The following is an 18,309-nucleotide window of genomic DNA, read 5'->3' as shown; positions in this document are numbered from 1 at the left end:
GTTATGAAACGCTACATCCAACAGATTCTTTTTATCGGCGCCATTCTTGTGTTTGCAGGATGTAAAAAGGATGATTTTCAACCGGAAGAATCATTTGTGAAAATATACAATGACTCGGAAGGAAATAAAAAATACGTTCCCCTCGGAATTCAGCAAACCACCGATCAGGGATATATTGTTTTGAGTGCTTACGGCGGATGGAATATCCATGTCATGAAAACGGATAAAGTAGGGGGAGTTGTGTGGAGAAAAACGCTACCGTCCAATTATGTGAATGCGACAAACCTGATCAAGCACGGCGGAAGCTATTATTTTGTGTGCATGGACAACGTCGGGTTATTTACATACCTGTTGCAATTGGATGAGGCGTCAGGAAATGTGAATGAAATCCAGAACTTTTCAGGGATCATCTATCCGACGTATGCGTACAGCAACGGAACGACGATGTACATCCAGAATTACGACCGATTGAGTTACAAAACAGGGATTCATCAATTGGATCCTTCTTTAACGAGCATTACGCAGTCGGAAGAATTGAACATCATGACAAGCGTAGAAGACAGAATCGTAGATCACATTACCCACGATGGAAAGCGCATTCCTTTTTTCGTGAGTTCTACTCCGGAAAATGACTACATCGTAATGAGTTGTTTTTATAATTACAGCTTTTCACTGGTGTTTATGAATGCCAATCTGCAATTTTCAGGAGTTTACAACGGAGCTAATTTTAATGGGGGAGTGAATGCCATTCTTCCGAAAGGAAATTCGCAATATGCTGTTGCACGATTTTCATACGACAACCAGTATTTCAATGCCAATGCTTCATTAAATCCTGCATCGGTTGATATTGCTGAGTCCATCAGTGCTTCCGGATATTCGGAACTGAATCCTGAAAAACCGGTCGTTATCCGTTCCATGGCAATCGGAGGTGTTTATTACGTGGTGATGGCAGGATCCACACGCAGCAATCAGTTATTGTTGTCATTTTTTGATCCCTATTCAGGAGCATTGAGAGGAACGAAATATGTGGGACAAAACACACCGTATTCGATTTGTGATTTCACAAAAACAGAAGACGGAGGACTGATGCTATTGGTACAGGCCAAGGTCATGGGAAGTTATGACCGCATTGCAACCGTAAAATTGTCAGATGAGCAATTGGCCGAATTGCTGGAATAAGTAATTTCTGGTTAATCCTCCAGGTACTTCTTATCGATTTCCTTCTTTGATTTCACACCCAGTTCCCGGAGTTTTTCCGCACTTCGAACCAGGTTTCCGTTGCCTTCATGCAATTTATTCATTGCATCGGTATAGGCTTTTTGTGCTTCGAGCTGCTTGTTTCCGATTTTTTCCATATCAGCAATGAATCCGACAAACTTATCGTAGAGGCGGGAAGCCTGCTCTGCAATTTCGATTGCGTTTTTTGTTTGTTTTTCGTGCTTCCAGATGCTTGAAACGGTTTTCAGTGTCGCAAGCAGGGTAGAAGGAGTTACCAGAACCACTTTTTTAGACAATGCCAGTTCGTACAAAGCCGGTTCTTCTTTAATCGCTAATGCAAATGAGGATTCCAAGGGAATGAATAGCAAAACAAAATCAGGAGAAGACAAGCTTTCGATGCTGCTGTAATTTTTATCTCCTAATTGCCGGATGTGATTTCTGATCGACAGAATGTGCTTGTTGAGTTCATCGCGTTTTGTTGCTTCATCTTCTGCATTGATGTACCGTTCAAAAGCAACCATGGAAACTTTCGAGTCAATGATGATGTGTTTGTTGTCGGGTAAATAAATCACTACGTCCGGACGCTGATGATGCCCGTGTTCATCTCGAAATGAATCTTGTGTTTTGTAGTCAATTCCTTTCTCCAGTCCACTGGTTTCCAGAATCCGTTCCAATGCGAATTCTCCCCAGTCTCCCTGCATTTTTTGCTCTCCGCGCAATGCATCTACCAGGTTTTGTGCTGTAGAATGCATTTCTGTATGTTGTTTGTGCAGGTGACCGATCATTTCTTTCATCGAAGAATACTGCTCAATGCCTTTTTCTTTCTGTTCTTTTACTTCCTGTTGAAAAGAAATCAGTTTTTCATGAAACGGCTTCAGCAATTGCTGCAGATGCTGTTCGTTTTCAACTTTTAGCTGCTGGGTTCCTTGTTGAACAAACGATTTGGCCATCAATTCAAGCTGTTCTTTCAAACTCTTTTCCTGTGCCGAGAAATTAGATTGATTTTGCTCAATGCGTTCTTGCAATGCACCAAGCTGCGTATTCAGACGGATATTTTCCATCTGTGTATTCGTGTGAAGTGTTTTCAATGCTTCACTCTCCGTTCTGCTTGTTTGCAATTGCCGGAACAACACAATAACGACTCCCCCGAGAATCAGAACAATGCTACCAAATACGATTTCAACCATGGTTCAAAAATAACTAAAAATAAGCAATGTATCCGAAGTGAATTTTACCGTTTCTGAACATGACCGGGTTGTCAAATTGTTTTCCGAGTGCATACGAGATTGAAAAGACACCGATGTTCGTTCCAAATGAAAAACCGACTCCAAAACCGGAAGGCTGATCGTTGTAGTAGGTCTGAGAACTGTTTTCGTACCAACTCTGATCAAAAAAAGCAAACGCATAGGAATTCCGGTCTACCAAAAACCGGTATTCAGCAGTGAATGTCGTCTGGGCTGTTGCGTACAATTCCTCCTCATTAAATCCCCGCTGTGTGCTCAACCCGCCGTACCGGTGCGCTTCGTTCGCATAAATAACGGGAGCCTGGTACAAATTGGTTTTGTTGCGGAGCATCAATACATGCCGTTTGGCCAGGGGAATAAATCCGGTAATATTGATCATACCCCGGTAAACAGTGCTTTTCACCTCAGAACTGGTGTCTGAAATCTGAGCAGTCCGCGTTCCTGCCGAAAATTTTGTTTCGAGGATCATTCCCCGGGAAGGGTTGGGCAAATAATCCACTTTGTTGTACACAAATGCGATCCCGTAGGAATTGGTTTTGACACTCCCCAGGTTTTGCAACGTCGAATTTGCCGCGCCGGAAAGTAGATTTGAGGTGTTATTCTGATAAAAAACCTTGATGTAACTGCCGCCGTTCAGGTAATAATTGACCCCTGCCGTCGCATTGATTTCAAGGAAGGTTGAATCCCGTTTGTACAAATCAAATGTTCCGTCTAATCCGAAATTGGTATTGAAGAAATACGGATAGGTCAGCTGTGAACGCAGTGACTGCGTCTGCGGCTGAATGCTGCGCCAATCAATGTACAATAATTCCCCGCGTTTTAAAATATTCTGAAGTTTCAGGCTCAATTCCCCCGTAAGGGATAATTTGGAAGTGAGCGGATTGGGTTGCAACCCGATGATTCCGTTGACGGAGCTCATGGGTTTGGAACGTAAATAAGTGTACAATTCAACACCTTCAGGCGTAAACAGAATTTCAGCAGGTTTGATTTCTTCAAAATAATTGATTTGCTTCAGTTTCTGGGAAATCCGGTAAAAGTCAGACTCACTGTAAATACTTTTTTCTTTGATTCCGATCAGACTGCCGACAAACTTTCTGGAAATACTGGAATCACCTTTCACATGTAGTTTACTCCACTTTAATTGTTCCCCCTTGTCGACCATCACAACTGCCTCAATAGAATTATTCAGAATGACGACGGAATCGAGGTAAACATTCACGAACGGATACCCGTTATCGAGGTACGTTTGCTGAATGGTGGTGAGCGTACTCATAAATTCCTGTGGGGTAAGCGGTGCTTTGAGCAGCATTTTTTCAGAAATACTTCCCTTCTTTCGCAAAAACCGTTGCTCTTCGGGTGCCGTTCTCAATACAGCATGCTGAAATTTTTCACCGGCAGAAAAACGAACGTAAAAACTGGTTTCTCCGGTCTTGCCGATGGTGTCAAATGAGGATAGGAGGTACCCTTTTTTGTGAGCAAACGATTGGAAATCTTTTAGATAGTTTTTTAAGGTAATGGAGTCTTTAAAGCGCGTTTCGGGGTGCTTCTTTATAACTTTATACTCGTTGTTGATAAATAAAAGCGTATACTTTTTCTGTCCCTCTGAAATGAGTGGAAACAGCAGTATTATCAGGAGTGAAAAAAGACGCATCGAACACAATAACGGGATGAAAATTACGTTATTTCATTTTATAAATAATTAAATGTGGAAAAGAATATTGCAATTCTTATTCATTTTTTTATATTTTTGTTGGTGTTCAATCAAGACCTTTAATATTTAAAAACAACAACAGATGAAAAAAATTTTGGCCTTAATGCTTGTTAGCTTTGGATTGGTAGCTATCATATCTTCTTGCGGATCTTCACGCGGCGGGCATTGTGATGCCTACGGAAGCGTAGAAATCGCTCCTGCGGATGATGTGGCTGCTTTGTAACAGTAGTTGTAAAAGAAATTGGAAAAAGCTACCTGTCAATGACGGGTAGCTTTTTTGTTGCTACTGCTTCTCAAATACCTGTACTTCACCGAATAGTTCCTTCTTGAACAACTTCTGCCATTCTTTTAACGTAGGTGTTAGGACAATTGTTGTCAACCCGTTTTCCGAAGTAACGGGTTGTGTTTCTTTAATCTTATTAAACAATTTGCTTTCCTCATTGTAATCAAAATAGGAGATGTGTAGTTGATTGTTTTTCAGTTCCAGTAATGCAGGCGTATACCCGTTATCTGTTTTAAAGTTCAATACATAGCTTCCGGGTCCGTTTGGAACCAGTTTGTTCGAGCTTTCGACTCCTGCCAGTTGCACCGCATTGCGTACACCAAAGTAATAATTGTCATCCTGGAACACATATGGAATAGAATCTTCCACTACACCGAAGATGTGTTCATTCCGGATACTGTATTTGCTGTTTTCCCGCAATGTTTCTTTGGAAATTGCCTGAATATTGATGGTATGGATAAACAGCCCTTTCTCGTTTAGTTCATAACTCAGTTGAGGTCCTTTTGTACTGATATAGGTGCCGAAATAGGTGGTTTCTACTGAATAAACCGGTGCCGTTTCAACCGGAACCGGAAGACTGAATTCGTATGATTTTTGAGAAAATAAAGAGAGTTGGATGCACCAGAAAGTTAAAAATGCGGTAAAAAATGTTGGTTTGAACGGATTTTTTTTCATAACTTAAAAATAGAGAACTTTAATAATACAATGCCAATTACCCGGAAATATTTCCATTCATTTGCAAATATTTCCAAAATAATGCCAATTACATGGAGAAAAAGTGGATAATCAGACAATCTGTTGACCGTACAACCATCGATTCATTTCGTTCAGAATTAAAAGTAAATCCTGTTGTTGCAGAATTATTGCTGCAACGGGGAATCAATACATTTGAGAAAGCAGAACATTTTTTTCGTCCGAAATTGGAAGACCTGCACGATCCGTTTTTGATGAAAAACATGCCGGAAGCTGTTCACCGGCTTGAAAAAGCGATCAATGAGCAAGAAAATATATTACTCTTCGGCGATTACGACGTGGATGGGACAACAGCAGTCGCATTGATGTATACCTTTCTGTCCAAACACCACTCACACCTGGATTACTACATCCCGGACCGTTATACCGAAGGATACGGATTGAGTAAAAAAGGAATTGATTGTGCCAAAGAAAACGGTTGCTCATTGCTTATTTTGCTGGATTGCGGGATCAAATCGGTGGAGTTAATTGAATACGGAAAGAGTTTGGGGCTGGATTTCATTGTGTGCGATCATCACCAACCGGGAGAAAGAATCCCGGATGCACTTGTCCTGGACCCCAAGCAGGTCGATTGTAACTATCCTTACAAAGAATTATGTGGTTGCGGAGTCGGATTCAAACTATTGCAGGGATTGAGTATCCGGAAAGGGTGGAAACGGGCGGATTTGTATGAACTGTTGGATTTTGTTGCCGTTGCCATCGGAGCGGATATTGTTCCTGTGACAGGGGAAAACAGAATTCTTGCGCACCACGGAATGCGACTCTTAAACGAATATCCCAGAACTTCGTTCAAAAGGTTGCTCACACTGGCTAAACGAAGTTTCCCGGTTACGTTGACCGATGTGGTCTTCACGATTGCTCCGCGTATCAATTCAGCAGGAAGACTGTATTCCGGTCGACATGCCGTAGAATTAATGGTGTCGGAAGATACAAGCCTCATTGAAGAACTGGCGCACGCAATTGATAACTACAACCAGGAACGTCGGGAATTGGATGCAGAAACAACACAGGAAGCTCTCGAAATTCTGGACGCTGATGAATGGTATACGCATGCCAAATCGACTGTTGTTTTCAATGAAGGATGGCACAAAGGAGTTGTTGGTATTGTCGCTTCCCGGTTAATTGAACGGCATTTTAAACCAACCATTGTTTTGACCGAGAACGACGGAAAATTAACGGGCTCTGCACGTACGATTAACCATTTCGATATTTACAATGCGATTTTATCCTGTGAAGATTTACTGGAACAATTCGGGGGACACACCTATGCAGCAGGATTGACATTGAAAAAAGAAAATTATGAGGCATTCCGTCATCGTTTTGATGAAGTGGTACAAGCATCTTTGCAGTTGGAGGATGAGGTTCCGACCGAAACTGTTGATCTGGAACTGAATTTTGATTCCATCTATGAGCGATTGGAAAACCGAACTTTGATTCCGAAATTAAAACGCATTTTAAGACAGATGGAACCACACGGACCGGGGAATATGCAACCTGTTTTTTATTCTGGGAATGTGTATTCCACCAATGTTCGGATTCTGAAAGAAGCGCATCTGAAATTACAGGTCACACAACCGGATACGGATGTGGTACTGGATGCAATCGGGTTTAATCTGGCAGATAAAGAACTGGAAGTTGCAGCAGGAGTTCCGTTTGAAATGATTTACACGCTGGAGTCCAACCGTTGGAACGGGAAAGAAAGTTTGCAATTGAATATCAAAGATATCCGCGCAATGATTTAGGTTGTAAATAAACTACATAAAGAACCGAAACAGGTTGTTCTTGTTGAAGAATATCATCAATTGTCGGTATGTCTCCCCCTTTGGAGGGATAAAGGGGGAGGACAAATGAAACCGATCTCTCCGACTAATTCAATTGCAGTTTAATAAGCCGCGGTAAAACGCTGACGAATGTGTTTCGGGTGTTCCAATTCATCTGCAATTACAACAGCTACATCCTCTACCGAGAGAATACTGCGGTTGTTTTCATCAAAAACAGGGTTTTCCAATGCCGTTCTGTATGTCCCTCTTCTTACTCCTGCAGTTCCCTGATGCATTTCGATTGCCGGACTGAAAAACGTCCATTCCAGATCATTTTCTCCTTTGAGGTGTGTCAGGTAATCACGTGCAGCCAATGCTCCCGGTTTTATTTCAGCAGGAAACTGAGGTGTGTCTACCAATTGAGTTTGCTCGTCGATGTAAAGACTTCCCGCTCCACCGATGACAATGTAACGTTTCACACCTGCGTTTTTTACAGCGTTTTCAATCGTTTTTGACCCGGCCAGAAAATCATCGTAAATATTCGGATTTGTCCATCCTGCGTTGTAAGCGCTGATCACGGCATCCACACCACTGAGTGCTTGCTGCAGTTCTTCTTCATTGTTGATGTTTACCGCCACGGGTTCTACTAATGGTGATGGTTCTATTTTTTCCGTGTTGCGTGCAATTGCTTTTACTACTACATTTCTGTTAACCAATTCATGCAAAATCTGCGTTCCCACAAACCCGGTTGCTCCAATTAATGCTACTTTTTTCATTCTTATTGTTATTAAAATTGTTACAATTAAAACTAAAAAAATTAAGAGAACGATTCTCTGAATGATCTTAGTGTGTGACCCTCTAATTGAGCTGTGATCCCTGATTCTACTGAACTGAATACATCTTCCAGTCGCGCGTTCATCTGCATTCCTACCGGACATTTAGGATTCGTTTCGTTGTACTTCCCGATGTGTTTTGGATGAACAGCATTGTATATTTCAGATAACAAAATGGAGGAGGCACTTTTTTTAAGCCGATACCCGCCGACCTTTCCCCGTTTACAGTCAATCAATCCTGCATCACGGAGGGTGCCGATTTCTTTGCGTACAATAACAGGATTCACACCGATGCTACCGGCAATCAGGTCTGAGCTTAACCAATCCGTATCGAAATAATCCAATAAAACCAGGATGTGCAATGCTGTTGAAAATCGTAAATTGTTCATGTGTGCGACAAATAATCGATGCAAATATAATTATAATTTTAATTGTACCAAAAAAAGTTACGATTTAAAATTGCATTAAAAAAACCCGGAATACCGGGCTGAATTATTTTTAGAGATGTGGAGAATTATTCTTCGTCCTCATCCTCGTCTTCCTCGTCATCTTCTTCTGCATCTTCATCGATATCGTCGTCATCGTCTGATTCATCATCGTCATCACCTACCGGAATATCTGCTCCCAATGTGTCGTCTACAAAATCATCGTCCTCATCATCCAAAGAAGAGTGGAAAGAAGCTTTATTGATTTTTACCAGGTAAATGATTTCTTCCGTCTCCCAGATCAACGCGTCCAATACTTCTCCTGTCGGAGTTTTGATGGTCGTCAGATTCCCCAGGAAACCTTCCGGAAAGTCATGTTCCAACTTCTTTTTTTGTTCAACGGTCAGTTTGTCGTAACTAATAATCGATCTTCTCTTTGTCGTCATGCTTTTTAATTAAATTTCTAATTTAACGATTCTTTGTATAGGAATAAACACATTTTTCTTCAACAGAATATACAACTCTGTCGTTCCCCAGATAGTTGTATATACGACTTTCTTCCCTTCGGCATCTTCGAAGTAAATTTTTACCTTATGATGTTCTGTATTTCCTAACGTATTTGCACGTTCAAGCTGTGCTTTTAATACCTTCTTCTCATCATCGCTAATCAATACATCTTCTTTTGGAAAATGAAAATTAGGAACTTCCTCCTTTTCTACTAGTTTATATTCGGAACTCATCGGGTCAATTTTTGAGCAAAAATAAATGAATTGGTTAATACCAAACAAATATTATAAAGTTTTACAGAAAAAAAATAATTTTTATGAAAAAATTAAGCCTTATTCTTCAATAAAGGTAGGGCAAAGATGGTCAAAATGTATTATTATCTCAATACTTTTTTGATGAAGTTGAGCTTTTTAAGTGAATGCGGAGAGTACTTCAGATTAAGCTCAAACCAGGTGGATTTATCCAGGATGCTTTTATAATGAGAAAATGCATTGAAACCGGCAATTCCGTGGTAGGAACCTATCCCGCTTTCACCCACTCCTCCAAAGGGCAGATGACTGTTTGAAACGTGCATAATTGCATCGTTGACGGCACCTCCTCCGAAGGAAACTTCGCTCAGAATCCGTTGTTTGATCTGCGAATCAGAAGTGAAAATATAACAAGACAATGGTTTGGGGCGTTCCTTCACGTTTCGGATTGCTTCTGAAAGGTCGTTGTATGCAATAACCGGAAGAATTGGTCCGAATATTTCTTCCTGCATGATGCTGTCATCGAACGACGAATCGGCAAGTACGGTCGGTTCAAAATAACGTGTTTCACGGTTGTAAGTTCCCCCGAAGTGTATGGTGTTCTGACCGAGTAGCGCTGCCAGTCGCTCGCCATTGCGTTCATTGATAATCTGAACATAATTTCCGTTTTCAATCTTGAAATCTGATTGGCGGATTTCCTCAGTCAACGCGTCCAAAAAAGCGTGTTTAACCGATTGATGAACGAGTACATAATCCGGAGCGATGCATGTCTGTCCGGCGTTGAGAAACTTCGCCCAAACCAATCGTTTAACCGACATGTTTAAGTTGCAGTTTTCCGTCACAAACGCCGGACTCTTTCCTCCGAGTTCCAGTGTAACGGGAGTTAATTGTTTTGCTGCAGCCTGGTAAACAATTCTGCCTACAGGAACGCTGCCGGTAAAGAAAATCGTATCAAATTTTTGTTCCAGCAATGCCGTTGTTTCTGCTACGCTTCCCTCTACGACTGCGATGTATTCCTGCGGGAACGTTTCCGACATAATTTTTGCCATAATTTTGCTGGTAGCTGCCGGTAGTTCACTTGGTTTGAGAATCACGGTACACCCGGCAGCAATGGCTGCTACCATCGGTGCAAAAGAAAGCTGATAGGGATAATTCCACGCACCAATGATCAGTGAAACACCCAGCGGCTCCGGAATGACATAGCTTTTTGCCGGAAAATTGATGAGGTTAGTACGGGTTCTTTTTTTTCGCGTCCATTTTTTTACATTCCTGATTGCCTCATTGATATCGCTATACACCAACATTAATTCATTGGTATAGGTATCAAATTCTGATTTTTTAAAATCCGAATCAATGGCCTCCATCAATGCCTGTTCGTTCGCTTGAAGAGTCACCTTCAGCTTTCTTAACTGTTGAACTCTGAATGCAACAGGTTTGGTGGCATTGCTGTTAAAGAATGCCCGTTGCTGTGAAACAATCAGGGAGTAATCCGGATTCATTGTTGCATAAATTTTATAGGTGTACAGTACGAATGTACGAAAATGAAATGACCTGTGAAAAAGAAAAGACTGCCTCTCGGGAGACAGTCTTTTTCATCATTGATTCAGCTTTCTAGTGTGTCGGAAAATCATTATCCTTGTTCTTGAAAAACGAATTGCTTCATTGTACCTAATTGTAATAAACTGCTATGCCATTGCAAAGCTTCTTCAATGATATGGGGGGTATGTCCTCCTCTTTCCAACGCGCGGTTGTAATAATCCTGCAACTGCTCTTTGTACGCGGGATGGACACAATTGTCTATGATCATTTTTGCACGTTCTCGCGGTGCTAATCCTCTTAAATCCGCTAATCCTTGCTCGGTAACAAGAATGTCTACATCGTGCTCGGTATGGTCAGTGTGTGAAACCATCGGAACAACATGCGAAATAGCATCGCCTTTTGAAACGGACGGAGCAACAAAGATGCTCAGATAAGCGTTTCTGGCAAAATCCCCCGAACCTCCGATTCCATTCATCATTTTTGTCCCTGTAATGTGTGTAGAATTAACGTTTCCGTAAATGTCGAATTCGATTGCTGTGTTAATTGCGATAACTCCTAAGCGTCGGATTATTTCGGGGGAATTACTTATGTTTTGTGGTCGTAAAACAATTTTGTCTTTGTAGCGACCGAAATTGGCTAAAAGTGTGTTGTAACAAGCTTTTGTAACAGTGATCGAAGAAGCGGATGCAACGTCCAGTTTTCCGGAGTCGATCAATTCAAAAGTACTGTCTTGCAATACTTCGGAATACATGGTCAGGTGTTCAAAGTCTCCTTTTGCAAAACCGGACAGAACAGAGTTGGCAACTTTACCGATTCCGGCCTGCAACGGAAGTAGCGATTTTGTCAAACGCCCTGCCTTGATCTCCCGGTTGAAAAAATCCAGTAAATGGTCAGCGATGGCAGTTGTAGTTTCATCCGATTCTGTTTCCCGTGCAGGGCTGTCTGTCATTTCTGTGAAAACAACCCCGATTACTTTCTCCGGGTCAATGGAAATAAAATCCTGACCGATTCTGCTTCCTGTGTGTGTCACATTGTATACGTGCCGGTTAGGATAGTCTTGCGGAATGATCACATCGTGAATTCCTTTGAAATCCAATGGAATTGCCGTATTGATCTCAATAATGATCTTTTTTGCCAGGTGTGCAAACGTTGCCGAATTTCCTACAGATGTTGTCGGGATAATGTTTCCGTTTTCATCGACGTATGTCGCTTCTATGATGGCGATGTCGATTCCGGGCAAATGCCGGTTGGAAAGCAGTTCAGCTGTTTCACTCAAATGCTGGTCGATGAACAAAATGGAACCGTCATTAATTTTCTCGCGCAAACTGGAGTCTAACTGAAACGGCATACGCTTGTACAGCGCGTTGTTGTTGGCAAGATCTGTATCTGTTGTGTGCCCCAGGGATGCACCGGTTATTAGCGTGATTCCCACTTGCTCATTGGCTGCACGTTTCGCAAATGCTGGCAACACCGCTTTACTGTCCCCGGCCTTTGTGAAGCCGCTCGAACCGATAATCATCTTGTCTTCAATCAAGCGTGCGGCCTGTTCGGCTGTCATGATCTTGCTTTCGTACAAAGAATAATATATGCGATTGTTGTCCATGCGATCTACGTAACTTAGTTTTCAATTCAAGAGATCATTAACAGTCAGTTAATAATCCTATTGCAATATTAATTGAAAATAAAGAAGTCTTAATATCCTATAAAGTCAAAAAAATATTAATTTCGGACAATGAATTTTAAAAACCCCTCTATTGACAAGTACTACATCACAGAAGTGGATGTTCACGCGGATAGTATTTATTGTTACCACGACGTCATGGGAGAATTACTGATTCCGACCCACAATCATCAGAAGGCGCAATTGATATATACAGAGGGGGGAATCGTTCACATCCACACCTCCAATCACGTTTATTATATTCCCCCACGCCATTTTATGTGGATTCCGGCAGGGGTTGTTCACAGCATTCATACAAATACAGAAAAGGCAATTATGAGAAACCTGTATTTTCCTGTGGAAAAAAATGATGTTCTGTTTTATGAACAGGAAGGAATTTACCTGGCGAATGATTTGTTGCTGAATTTAATTATGTATACAGACAGGTGGAGAGGAGATCTTCATCAACAGGATAAAAATTATTCAATTGCCCTTGCTGTAAAATCCATTTTACCGGAGCTTTGTCAGAGTTCTGTCCCATTGTCATTACCATCCCCGAAAAATGAACGCTTGAAAAAAATCATTTTTTATATGACGGAGCACCTGGAAGAGCAGATTTCCTACAAAAAAATGTCCCATACATTCGGTTTCAGTGAGCGTTCACTCAACCGGTTGTTTCAAAAAGAAACAGGCATGTCATTTATCCGGTACTTTACCATTCAGAAAATGTTACGAGCCATTGAGTTGCTACTTGCAGGAAAACACACCATTACCGAAGTGGCATACGAGGTCGGATACAGCAGTGCGCCTACATTCAGTAATACCTTTTACAAATTGTTAGGGCAACGCCCTTCGGATTACCTGATTGAAAACAGGATTCGTTGAATTGTTCTCTTTTTCAAGTCACTTTATTGTGCGGTTAAAAACGTTAACTTTACAACGGAAATTTCATAATACATCAGATGAACTATCACTTTAGAACAGATAATCCCAATCAGCAATATGTGCATGTTTCCGCGGAAGGAACTGCTGTTACTACAAATCCTGTCATTCAGTTACCTTCCTGGCGTCCCGGACGCTATGAACTGGGGAATTTTGCAAAAAACGTAAAAGGATTCAAAGTGTTTACATCCGCAGGAAAACGTGTTGATTTTCACAAAATCACAAAAGATGCATGGCAACTGTCGCTGAATGAAGGAGAAACATTTAAAATCGAATATGCTTATTATGCCAGTGCGTTGAATGCAGGTTCAACGTTCCTGGATGCGACACAGCTGTACGTTAACCCGGTGAATTGTTGTGTATACCAGGTAGGGGATGAGCATACGCCATGTACATTGCAAATACACATCCCCGTTCATTGGCAGGTAGCAACTTCACTGGCAAAAGAAGGTGAGTTATACACAGCTGAGAATTTTGATGAACTGGCGGATTCGCCGATGATCTGTTCAGCAAATCTGCAGCATGGAGAATACACTTCCGGAGAAACGAAATTCCATGTATGGTTCAACGGAATTACCAAGCCGGATTGGGAACGGTTGATAAAAGATTTTAAAGCATTTACGGACAAACAGATTGAGAAGTTCTCGGAATTCCCGGTTCCGGAATACCATTTTTTATTCCACATCCTGCCATACAAAGCCTATCATGGAGTGGAACACTGCAAATCAACGGTGATTTGCCTGGGGCCATCCTACGAAGTGTATCAGTCGTTGTATAAAGAATTACTGGGGGTAAGTTCACACGAATTGTATCATACCTGGAATGTCAAAGCGATCCGGCCGATTGAATTATTTCCGTACGATTTCACAAAAGAAAATTATTCCCGGTTGGGGTATTTGTGTGAGGGTGTCACCACTTATATGGGAGATTTATTCCTGCTGAAAAGCAAGGTGTTTACGTTGGAACAATACCTGGTTGAGTTGACTGCACGTTTCCAGATTCATTTCGACAATCACGGACGGTTTAATTATTCGGTTGCGGCTTCTTCCTTCGATACGTGGCTGGATGGCTACGAAGCAGGTGCCCCTAACCGGAAAGTTTCTATTTACACAGAAGGAAATCTGCTTGCATTTGTTGCCGACGTGATGATTCTGAAAAGTACAAACAACAAGTACGGGTTAGATGAGGTAATGCGTCGTTTGTATTTCAATTATGCCCTGCAGGGAAAAGGTGTCTCGGAAGAAGATTACAAACGGGAACTGGAAACAGTTGGAAATTGCTCGTTTGATGATTATTTCTCGGATTATGTAGATGGAAACAAACCGTACGAATCAATCCTGGTGGATGCACTGGAATACATTGGTTTGGAATTGGTGCAAAAGCCATCAGCGGTGTACAGCCACGCACGATTGGGAATGAAATGTATTGTTGAAGGAGAAAAGACCATTGCGAAAGTATTTTATCCCGGCGGACCTGCAGATTTGGGAGGAATGATGGTGGATGATGTAATTGTAGCAGTCAATGGGATTGTCATCAACGGAAACCTGGACCAATGGTTGAAGTACTTTGATGAGGATGAAAAACGGATGACCATTAACAGATCCGGTCGTTTGATTGAACTGGTGCTGCCGGAAGTGAATCGCAATTTTTACATGGAACAGCAACTAAAACCTGTTGCGGAACCAAATAATTCCCAGAAGAAAGGATTTGCAGCCTGGAGTGAGTAATTATAGAATTGAAACGCATTCATGGAAAATAATCCATCCAAATTCATTGCATTTCAACAAGCGGTTGAAGGAATTTCTTTGCCCGCTAAATTTACCTTTCCGTTTTATTACGAACCCCATCCCCTGAGTCTCATTGCTGCTGAAGAATTACAACAATACATTGAACAACAGACAGAGTGGGAACACAATTTCGGATTGATTCCCGGTCAGAAAGGAATGGTCATCGGAAAAATGTTTGGTGTACTTGTCGTTCAAAACCAGAAAGAAGAGTTGGGGTACCTGGCTGCATTTTCCGGAAAGCTGGCCGATGCAAATGACCACGTACATTTTGTTCCCCCGATTTTTGACATGCTCAAAGAAGGTGGCTTTTACCGGGAAGGAGAACGTGTTCTTTATGAGATGAGTGCAGAGATTGACCAGTTGGAACGTTCTGAGGAATTAGCATGTTTGAAGCAACGGGTCATCGACACGGATCATCTCTGCAAGACGGAAATGCAGTCGTTCAAACAGCAGGTGAAAGAGGCGAAGGAACAACGAAAAGGACTGCGGGAACAGGCGGAATTGTTTCCGGAAGAACAACGGGATCAACAACTGGAAGAATTGCGGAAGCAAAGTATGCGGGAGCAATTTTTCCTGAAAGATCTGACAAAACAACACCGCGAAAAACGTGCGATTGCCCAGGCTGAGCTGGACCGGTACCTGGATCGGATCAGTCAATTAAAACGCGAACGCAAACAACGTTCTAATGAAATCCAAAATCAATTGTTTGACCAATACCGTTTTTTAGATGCGACCGGGAAAACCAAACCTGTTTTAGAATTGTTTCAACACGTAGAAAACGGAAATCCACCATCCGGTGCAGGAGAATGTTGTGCGCCGAAATTGCTGCAGTATGCTTATCTGCATGCGTTGAAACCCATTGCGATGGCTGAATTCTGGTGGGGAGCATCGCCGGCATCTGAAATACGAAAACACCGGCAATTTTACCCGGCTTGCAGGGGGAAATGTGAACCGATCCTGGGACACATGTTGCAAGGCCTAAAGGTAGATCCGAATCCGTTGAAAGAAAATCCTGCGGAAGGGAAGGAGCTGACCATTTTGTATGAAGACGACTATGTAGTTGTGATCGATAAACCTGCGGAATTTTTATCTGTTCCGGGTAAAACAATTTCAGATTCGGTACTGAAACGCATGGAGGTCTATTTACCGGAAGCAACAGGTCCGTTACTGGTGCATCGTCTGGATATGTCTACCTCAGGGATTTTGCTGGTCGCGAAAACCAAAGAGGCTCACGAGTACCTGCAGTACCAGTTTATCCGAAGAACCATCAAAAAGCGATATGTTGCGCGATTAGATGGTGAATTAAAAGAAACCGGAGGTGTGATTGATCTGCCGTTACGTGTCGATTTGAATGACCGGCCCCGTCAGTTGGTGTGCTACGAATACGGAAAACATGCCCGGACTGAGTGGGAGTTGATGGAGGTAAAAAATGGCTGTTCGGATGTTTATTTTTACCCGGTTACCGGCCGCACACACCAGTTGCGTGTACATGCTGCACATCCGGGGGGATTGGGGATGCCCATCGTAGGAGATGACTTGTATGGAACAAAAGCCGACCGCTTGCATTTACATGCGGAACGATTGATATTCCGACATCCGGGAACAAAAGAATGGATGACCGTTTCCGCGCCCGTTCCGTTTTGATCTGAAGTAGAAAAAGAGCTGCTTTTTCACTTGCAAATTTCAAACCGACCACTTATATTTGTTTGGATAAGTGCCACTTAAACGCGCAATGCAAATACCATGGAAAAAGATCAGTTGGAAATTCTCAATGTCAGCATCAATATCAATCAATCACTGGATGTTGTCTGGGACACCTGGAACGATGAAAACCAAATGAAATACTGGATGTTCACTTCACCGGATTATGAAATAAAAAACGCGCACAATCACCTTTCAATCGGTGGAGGATATGCGTACCGGATGGTTGCTAAAAGCGGAGGGGTTGATTTTGATTACGGAGGAACATATACAGCAATTGAGCTCAATAAATTTATTGCCTTTACCATGACAGATGGCAGAAAAGCAGAAATCGTCTTTTCGGTAATCGAAGATGTGGTTCACATTGAAATGCAGTTTGAAGCTGTTGAAGAGCAAGATGCCGATGTGCAACTCAACGGTTGGCAGGCGTTGTTGAACAATTTTAAAAACCACGTGGAATCGGTTTAATGCCGTAGATTAAATAACCGGATACACAAAGGAACAAGTCCAATCGAAACAGCTATAAAAATACCTACTCTTACGTAGTTGAGCGTCTGCCAGAGTGATGTCCGGTTGATGAGATCTTGTGCAAATGATGGAGTTTCCGCCATTTTTTGAAAAGCGATGATGTTAGGGGCAAAAAACGAAAGCGTCCAGATTCTCACGGCAATATGAATGGCAAATAAAATCAGCAGCCAGTTTCGTACAGGATCTATTTTCCAGCAAAAAACAATTGCAAGAATGAAGGTGATTTCGTGTAAGGAATGAAGGACAATCCAGAAAATTTTCAGACTGACTCCCGTCCCGTCCGATAGTAGTTTGAAATTATCGGGGGGAGAGTTTACCCATTTGGGGACAAACACAAGGGTTTCAAAAATTTGTGCACCATTCATTAAAAAATAAAGAAGCGTAGTGATGCAGAGCCATAATTCAGCTCTTGTTATATAGGGTGTTGTCAATAGTTCCATTTTGATCATTGATTCATGTTTAAATTGGCCGCTGTTTCCTGCATAATACGGGTAGCGCCTGTAAAATATCGTTCAATTACCTGGATTTGCTCCTCGGAAAATGAGGCAAGAAGGGTAGTTGTTTTTTGTTGTAAATCATCAAAAATTGGCTGTAAAAGCCGCATAATGTTCTCAGTATTGGGGACAATAATCACTTTCCGTCTGTCATCTTTGGTAAATTGTCGTTCCAGCAATTCCTTTTTTTCCAATCGGTCAATGAAACCTGTAACCGCACCTGTTGATAACCCTGTCAATTTAGAAATATCTCCTGCCGTTAATTCCTGATGTTGCAATATCAATCCCAGGTACTTGTGATCTGTGCCGGATAATCCTGCTGTTCGTGCAATTGCTTCATGCATCAAAATGGAAGCGTCGGAATAGGCCCTGCTTGCGATTCGGAAACGTTCAATATTGTTTTTAAGATTCTTTTTACTCATTGTCTAAATATCTTAGTTGCAAAGATAAATGATTTGAAACTAAATATCCAAACAATTTTTAATTTAATATGGATATGTATACCAGTATTTTAAATGATGAAAAACAGATCAATACATAACAGATGAAATCATTTTTTATTAGAAACAGAGTTCTACACCAATAAAAAAGGAGATAAATTACTTTATCCCCCTTTCCAATTTATTCAATTAAACAAACGTCTAGTTTCTAATGTCTAACTTCTAGCATCTCAACC

Annotated in this window: 17 protein-coding genes; 6 read left to right on the top strand and 11 right to left on the bottom strand. The window is 41.7% G+C overall.

The features are described from left to right. The first annotated feature begins 3 nt into the window (after positions 1–3). Entirely contained in the window at positions 4–1,179 is a 1,176-nt protein-coding gene (locus H9Y05_RS02300) for a hypothetical protein (protein ID WP_216713386.1), read from the top strand. An 11-nt stretch (positions 1,180–1,190) separates the two neighbouring features. Here H9Y05_RS02300 and H9Y05_RS02295 read toward each other — a convergent pair whose 3' ends face one another. The 3 genes from H9Y05_RS02295 to H9Y05_RS02285 all read right to left on the bottom strand — a co-directional run bounded on the left by H9Y05_RS02295 (position 1,191) and on the right by H9Y05_RS02285 (position 5,131). After that, entirely contained in the window at positions 1,191–2,405 is a 1,215-nt protein-coding gene (locus H9Y05_RS02295; RefSeq protein WP_163490488.1) for a DNA recombination protein RmuC, read from the bottom strand. A 13-nt stretch (positions 2,406–2,418) separates the two neighbouring features. Further along, positions 2,419–4,113 carry a BamA/TamA family outer membrane protein gene (locus tag H9Y05_RS02290; RefSeq protein ID WP_216713385.1) on the bottom strand — a complete coding sequence of 565 codons (1,695 nt, stop codon included), beginning with the start codon at positions 4,111–4,113 and terminating at the stop codon, positions 2,419–2,421. 343 nt (positions 4,114–4,456) lie between these two features. After that, a complete protein-coding gene (locus tag H9Y05_RS02285; RefSeq protein ID WP_216713384.1) occupies positions 4,457–5,131 on the bottom strand; it encodes a hypothetical protein in 675 nt (224 codons plus the stop codon). Positions 5,132–5,223: 92 nt separating this feature from the next. Between H9Y05_RS02285 and recJ the strand changes: the two genes are divergently transcribed. Beyond that, positions 5,224–6,951 (top strand): single-stranded-DNA-specific exonuclease RecJ, encoded by a 1,728-nt coding sequence (gene recJ / locus H9Y05_RS02280; protein ID WP_216713383.1) that lies wholly within the window; start codon positions 5,224–5,226, stop codon positions 6,949–6,951. 140 nt (positions 6,952–7,091) lie between these two features. Here the strand turns inward: recJ and H9Y05_RS02275 are convergent, their stop codons facing one another. From H9Y05_RS02275 to H9Y05_RS02250, 6 genes are all read right to left on the bottom strand, one after another. Next, positions 7,092–7,745 carry an NAD(P)-dependent oxidoreductase gene (locus tag H9Y05_RS02275; protein WP_216713382.1) on the bottom strand — a complete coding sequence of 218 codons (654 nt, stop codon included), beginning with the start codon at positions 7,743–7,745 and terminating at the stop codon, positions 7,092–7,094. Between the two features lie 41 nt (positions 7,746–7,786). Then, positions 7,787–8,191: an RrF2 family transcriptional regulator gene (locus tag H9Y05_RS02270; RefSeq protein ID WP_216713381.1), complete on the bottom strand. Its 405-nt coding sequence runs from the start codon at positions 8,189–8,191 to the stop codon at positions 7,787–7,789. A 125-nt stretch (positions 8,192–8,316) separates the two neighbouring features. Continuing rightward, a complete protein-coding gene (locus H9Y05_RS02265) occupies positions 8,317–8,673 on the bottom strand; it encodes a hypothetical protein (protein WP_205729535.1) in 357 nt (118 codons plus the stop codon). Positions 8,674–8,682: 9 nt separating this feature from the next. Beyond that, entirely contained in the window at positions 8,683–8,967 is a 285-nt protein-coding gene (locus H9Y05_RS02260; RefSeq protein WP_163490482.1) for a hypothetical protein, read from the bottom strand. Between the two features lie 143 nt (positions 8,968–9,110). After that, positions 9,111–10,481, bottom strand: a complete 1,371-nt coding sequence (locus H9Y05_RS02255; RefSeq protein WP_216713380.1) for an aldehyde dehydrogenase — start codon at positions 10,479–10,481, stop codon at positions 9,111–9,113. Positions 10,482–10,612: 131 nt separating this feature from the next. Then, on the bottom strand, positions 10,613–12,124 hold the full coding sequence (locus H9Y05_RS02250) for a succinate CoA transferase (protein WP_163490480.1): 1,512 nt from the start codon (positions 12,122–12,124) through the stop codon (positions 10,613–10,615). A gap of 129 nt (positions 12,125–12,253) precedes the next feature. On the opposite strand from H9Y05_RS02250, the gene H9Y05_RS02245 reads away from it, so the two are divergent. The 4 genes from H9Y05_RS02245 to H9Y05_RS02230 all read left to right on the top strand — a co-directional run bounded on the left by H9Y05_RS02245 (position 12,254) and on the right by H9Y05_RS02230 (position 17,079). Further along, positions 12,254–13,066, top strand: coding sequence for an AraC family transcriptional regulator (locus H9Y05_RS02245; protein WP_163490479.1), 813 nt, complete (start codon positions 12,254–12,256; stop codon positions 13,064–13,066). A gap of 77 nt (positions 13,067–13,143) precedes the next feature. Beyond that, positions 13,144–14,850 (top strand): M61 family metallopeptidase, encoded by a 1,707-nt coding sequence (locus H9Y05_RS02240; RefSeq protein ID WP_216713379.1) that lies wholly within the window; start codon positions 13,144–13,146, stop codon positions 14,848–14,850. Positions 14,851–14,871: 21 nt separating this feature from the next. Further along, positions 14,872–16,554 (top strand): RluA family pseudouridine synthase, encoded by a 1,683-nt coding sequence (locus tag H9Y05_RS02235; RefSeq protein ID WP_216713378.1) that lies wholly within the window; start codon positions 14,872–14,874, stop codon positions 16,552–16,554. Between the two features lie 99 nt (positions 16,555–16,653). Beyond that, a complete protein-coding gene (locus tag H9Y05_RS02230; RefSeq protein ID WP_163490476.1) occupies positions 16,654–17,079 on the top strand; it encodes an SRPBCC domain-containing protein in 426 nt (141 codons plus the stop codon). Here the strand turns inward: H9Y05_RS02230 and H9Y05_RS02225 are convergent. After that, positions 17,076–17,588, bottom strand: coding sequence for a transposase (locus tag H9Y05_RS02225; RefSeq protein ID WP_235992069.1), 513 nt, complete (start codon positions 17,586–17,588; stop codon positions 17,076–17,078). The two genes, H9Y05_RS02230 and H9Y05_RS02225, sit on opposite strands and share 4 nt — an antisense overlap. Continuing rightward, on the bottom strand, positions 17,585–18,055 hold the full coding sequence (locus H9Y05_RS02220; RefSeq protein ID WP_216713377.1) for a MarR family winged helix-turn-helix transcriptional regulator: 471 nt from the start codon (positions 18,053–18,055) through the stop codon (positions 17,585–17,587). The genes H9Y05_RS02225 and H9Y05_RS02220 overlap by 4 nt, the downstream gene beginning before the upstream one ends. Positions 18,056–18,309 lie beyond the last annotated feature (254 nt).

The organism is Taishania pollutisoli (assembly GCF_014518315.1).
Taxonomy (GTDB): domain Bacteria; phylum Bacteroidota; class Bacteroidia; order Flavobacteriales_D; family Crocinitomicaceae; genus Taishania; species Taishania pollutisoli.
Note: the sequence above shows the minus strand (reverse complement) of the source record. Positions and strands in the feature narration are given on the sequence as shown.

What these genes read in the sequence shown, in the direction of transcription:
- H9Y05_RS02260 (WP_163490482.1), bottom strand. Translation starts at nt 8,967, where the DNA reads ATGAGTTCCGAATATAAACTAGTAGAAAAGGAGGAAGTTCCTAATTTT.
- H9Y05_RS02220 (WP_216713377.1), bottom strand. Translation starts at nt 18,055, where the DNA reads ATGAGTAAAAAGAATCTTAAAAACAATATTGAACGTTTCCGAATCGCA.
- H9Y05_RS02290 (WP_216713385.1), bottom strand. Translation starts at nt 4,113, where the DNA reads ATGCGTCTTTTTTCACTCCTGATAATACTGCTGTTTCCACTCATTTCA.
- H9Y05_RS02265 (WP_205729535.1), bottom strand. Translation starts at nt 8,673, where the DNA reads ATGACGACAAAGAGAAGATCGATTATTAGTTACGACAAACTGACCGTT.
- H9Y05_RS02245 (WP_163490479.1), top strand. Translation starts at nt 12,254, where the DNA reads ATGAATTTTAAAAACCCCTCTATTGACAAGTACTACATCACAGAAGTG.
- H9Y05_RS02250 (WP_163490480.1), bottom strand. Translation starts at nt 12,124, where the DNA reads ATGGACAACAATCGCATATATTATTCTTTGTACGAAAGCAAGATCATG.
- H9Y05_RS02255 (WP_216713380.1), bottom strand. Translation starts at nt 10,481, where the DNA reads ATGAATCCGGATTACTCCCTGATTGTTTCACAGCAACGGGCATTCTTT.
- H9Y05_RS02230 (WP_163490476.1), top strand. Translation starts at nt 16,654, where the DNA reads ATGGAAAAAGATCAGTTGGAAATTCTCAATGTCAGCATCAATATCAAT.
- recJ (WP_216713383.1), top strand. Translation starts at nt 5,224, where the DNA reads ATGGAGAAAAAGTGGATAATCAGACAATCTGTTGACCGTACAACCATC.
- H9Y05_RS02270 (WP_216713381.1), bottom strand. Translation starts at nt 8,191, where the DNA reads ATGAACAATTTACGATTTTCAACAGCATTGCACATCCTGGTTTTATTG.
- H9Y05_RS02275 (WP_216713382.1), bottom strand. Translation starts at nt 7,745, where the DNA reads ATGAAAAAAGTAGCATTAATTGGAGCAACCGGGTTTGTGGGAACGCAG.
- H9Y05_RS02300 (WP_216713386.1), top strand. Translation starts at nt 4, where the DNA reads ATGAAACGCTACATCCAACAGATTCTTTTTATCGGCGCCATTCTTGTG.
- H9Y05_RS02295 (WP_163490488.1), bottom strand. Translation starts at nt 2,405, where the DNA reads ATGGTTGAAATCGTATTTGGTAGCATTGTTCTGATTCTCGGGGGAGTC.
- H9Y05_RS02240 (WP_216713379.1), top strand. Translation starts at nt 13,144, where the DNA reads ATGAACTATCACTTTAGAACAGATAATCCCAATCAGCAATATGTGCAT.
- H9Y05_RS02225 (WP_235992069.1), bottom strand. Translation starts at nt 17,588, where the DNA reads ATGATCAAAATGGAACTATTGACAACACCCTATATAACAAGAGCTGAA.
- H9Y05_RS02235 (WP_216713378.1), top strand. Translation starts at nt 14,872, where the DNA reads ATGGAAAATAATCCATCCAAATTCATTGCATTTCAACAAGCGGTTGAA.
- H9Y05_RS02285 (WP_216713384.1), bottom strand. Translation starts at nt 5,131, where the DNA reads ATGAAAAAAAATCCGTTCAAACCAACATTTTTTACCGCATTTTTAACT.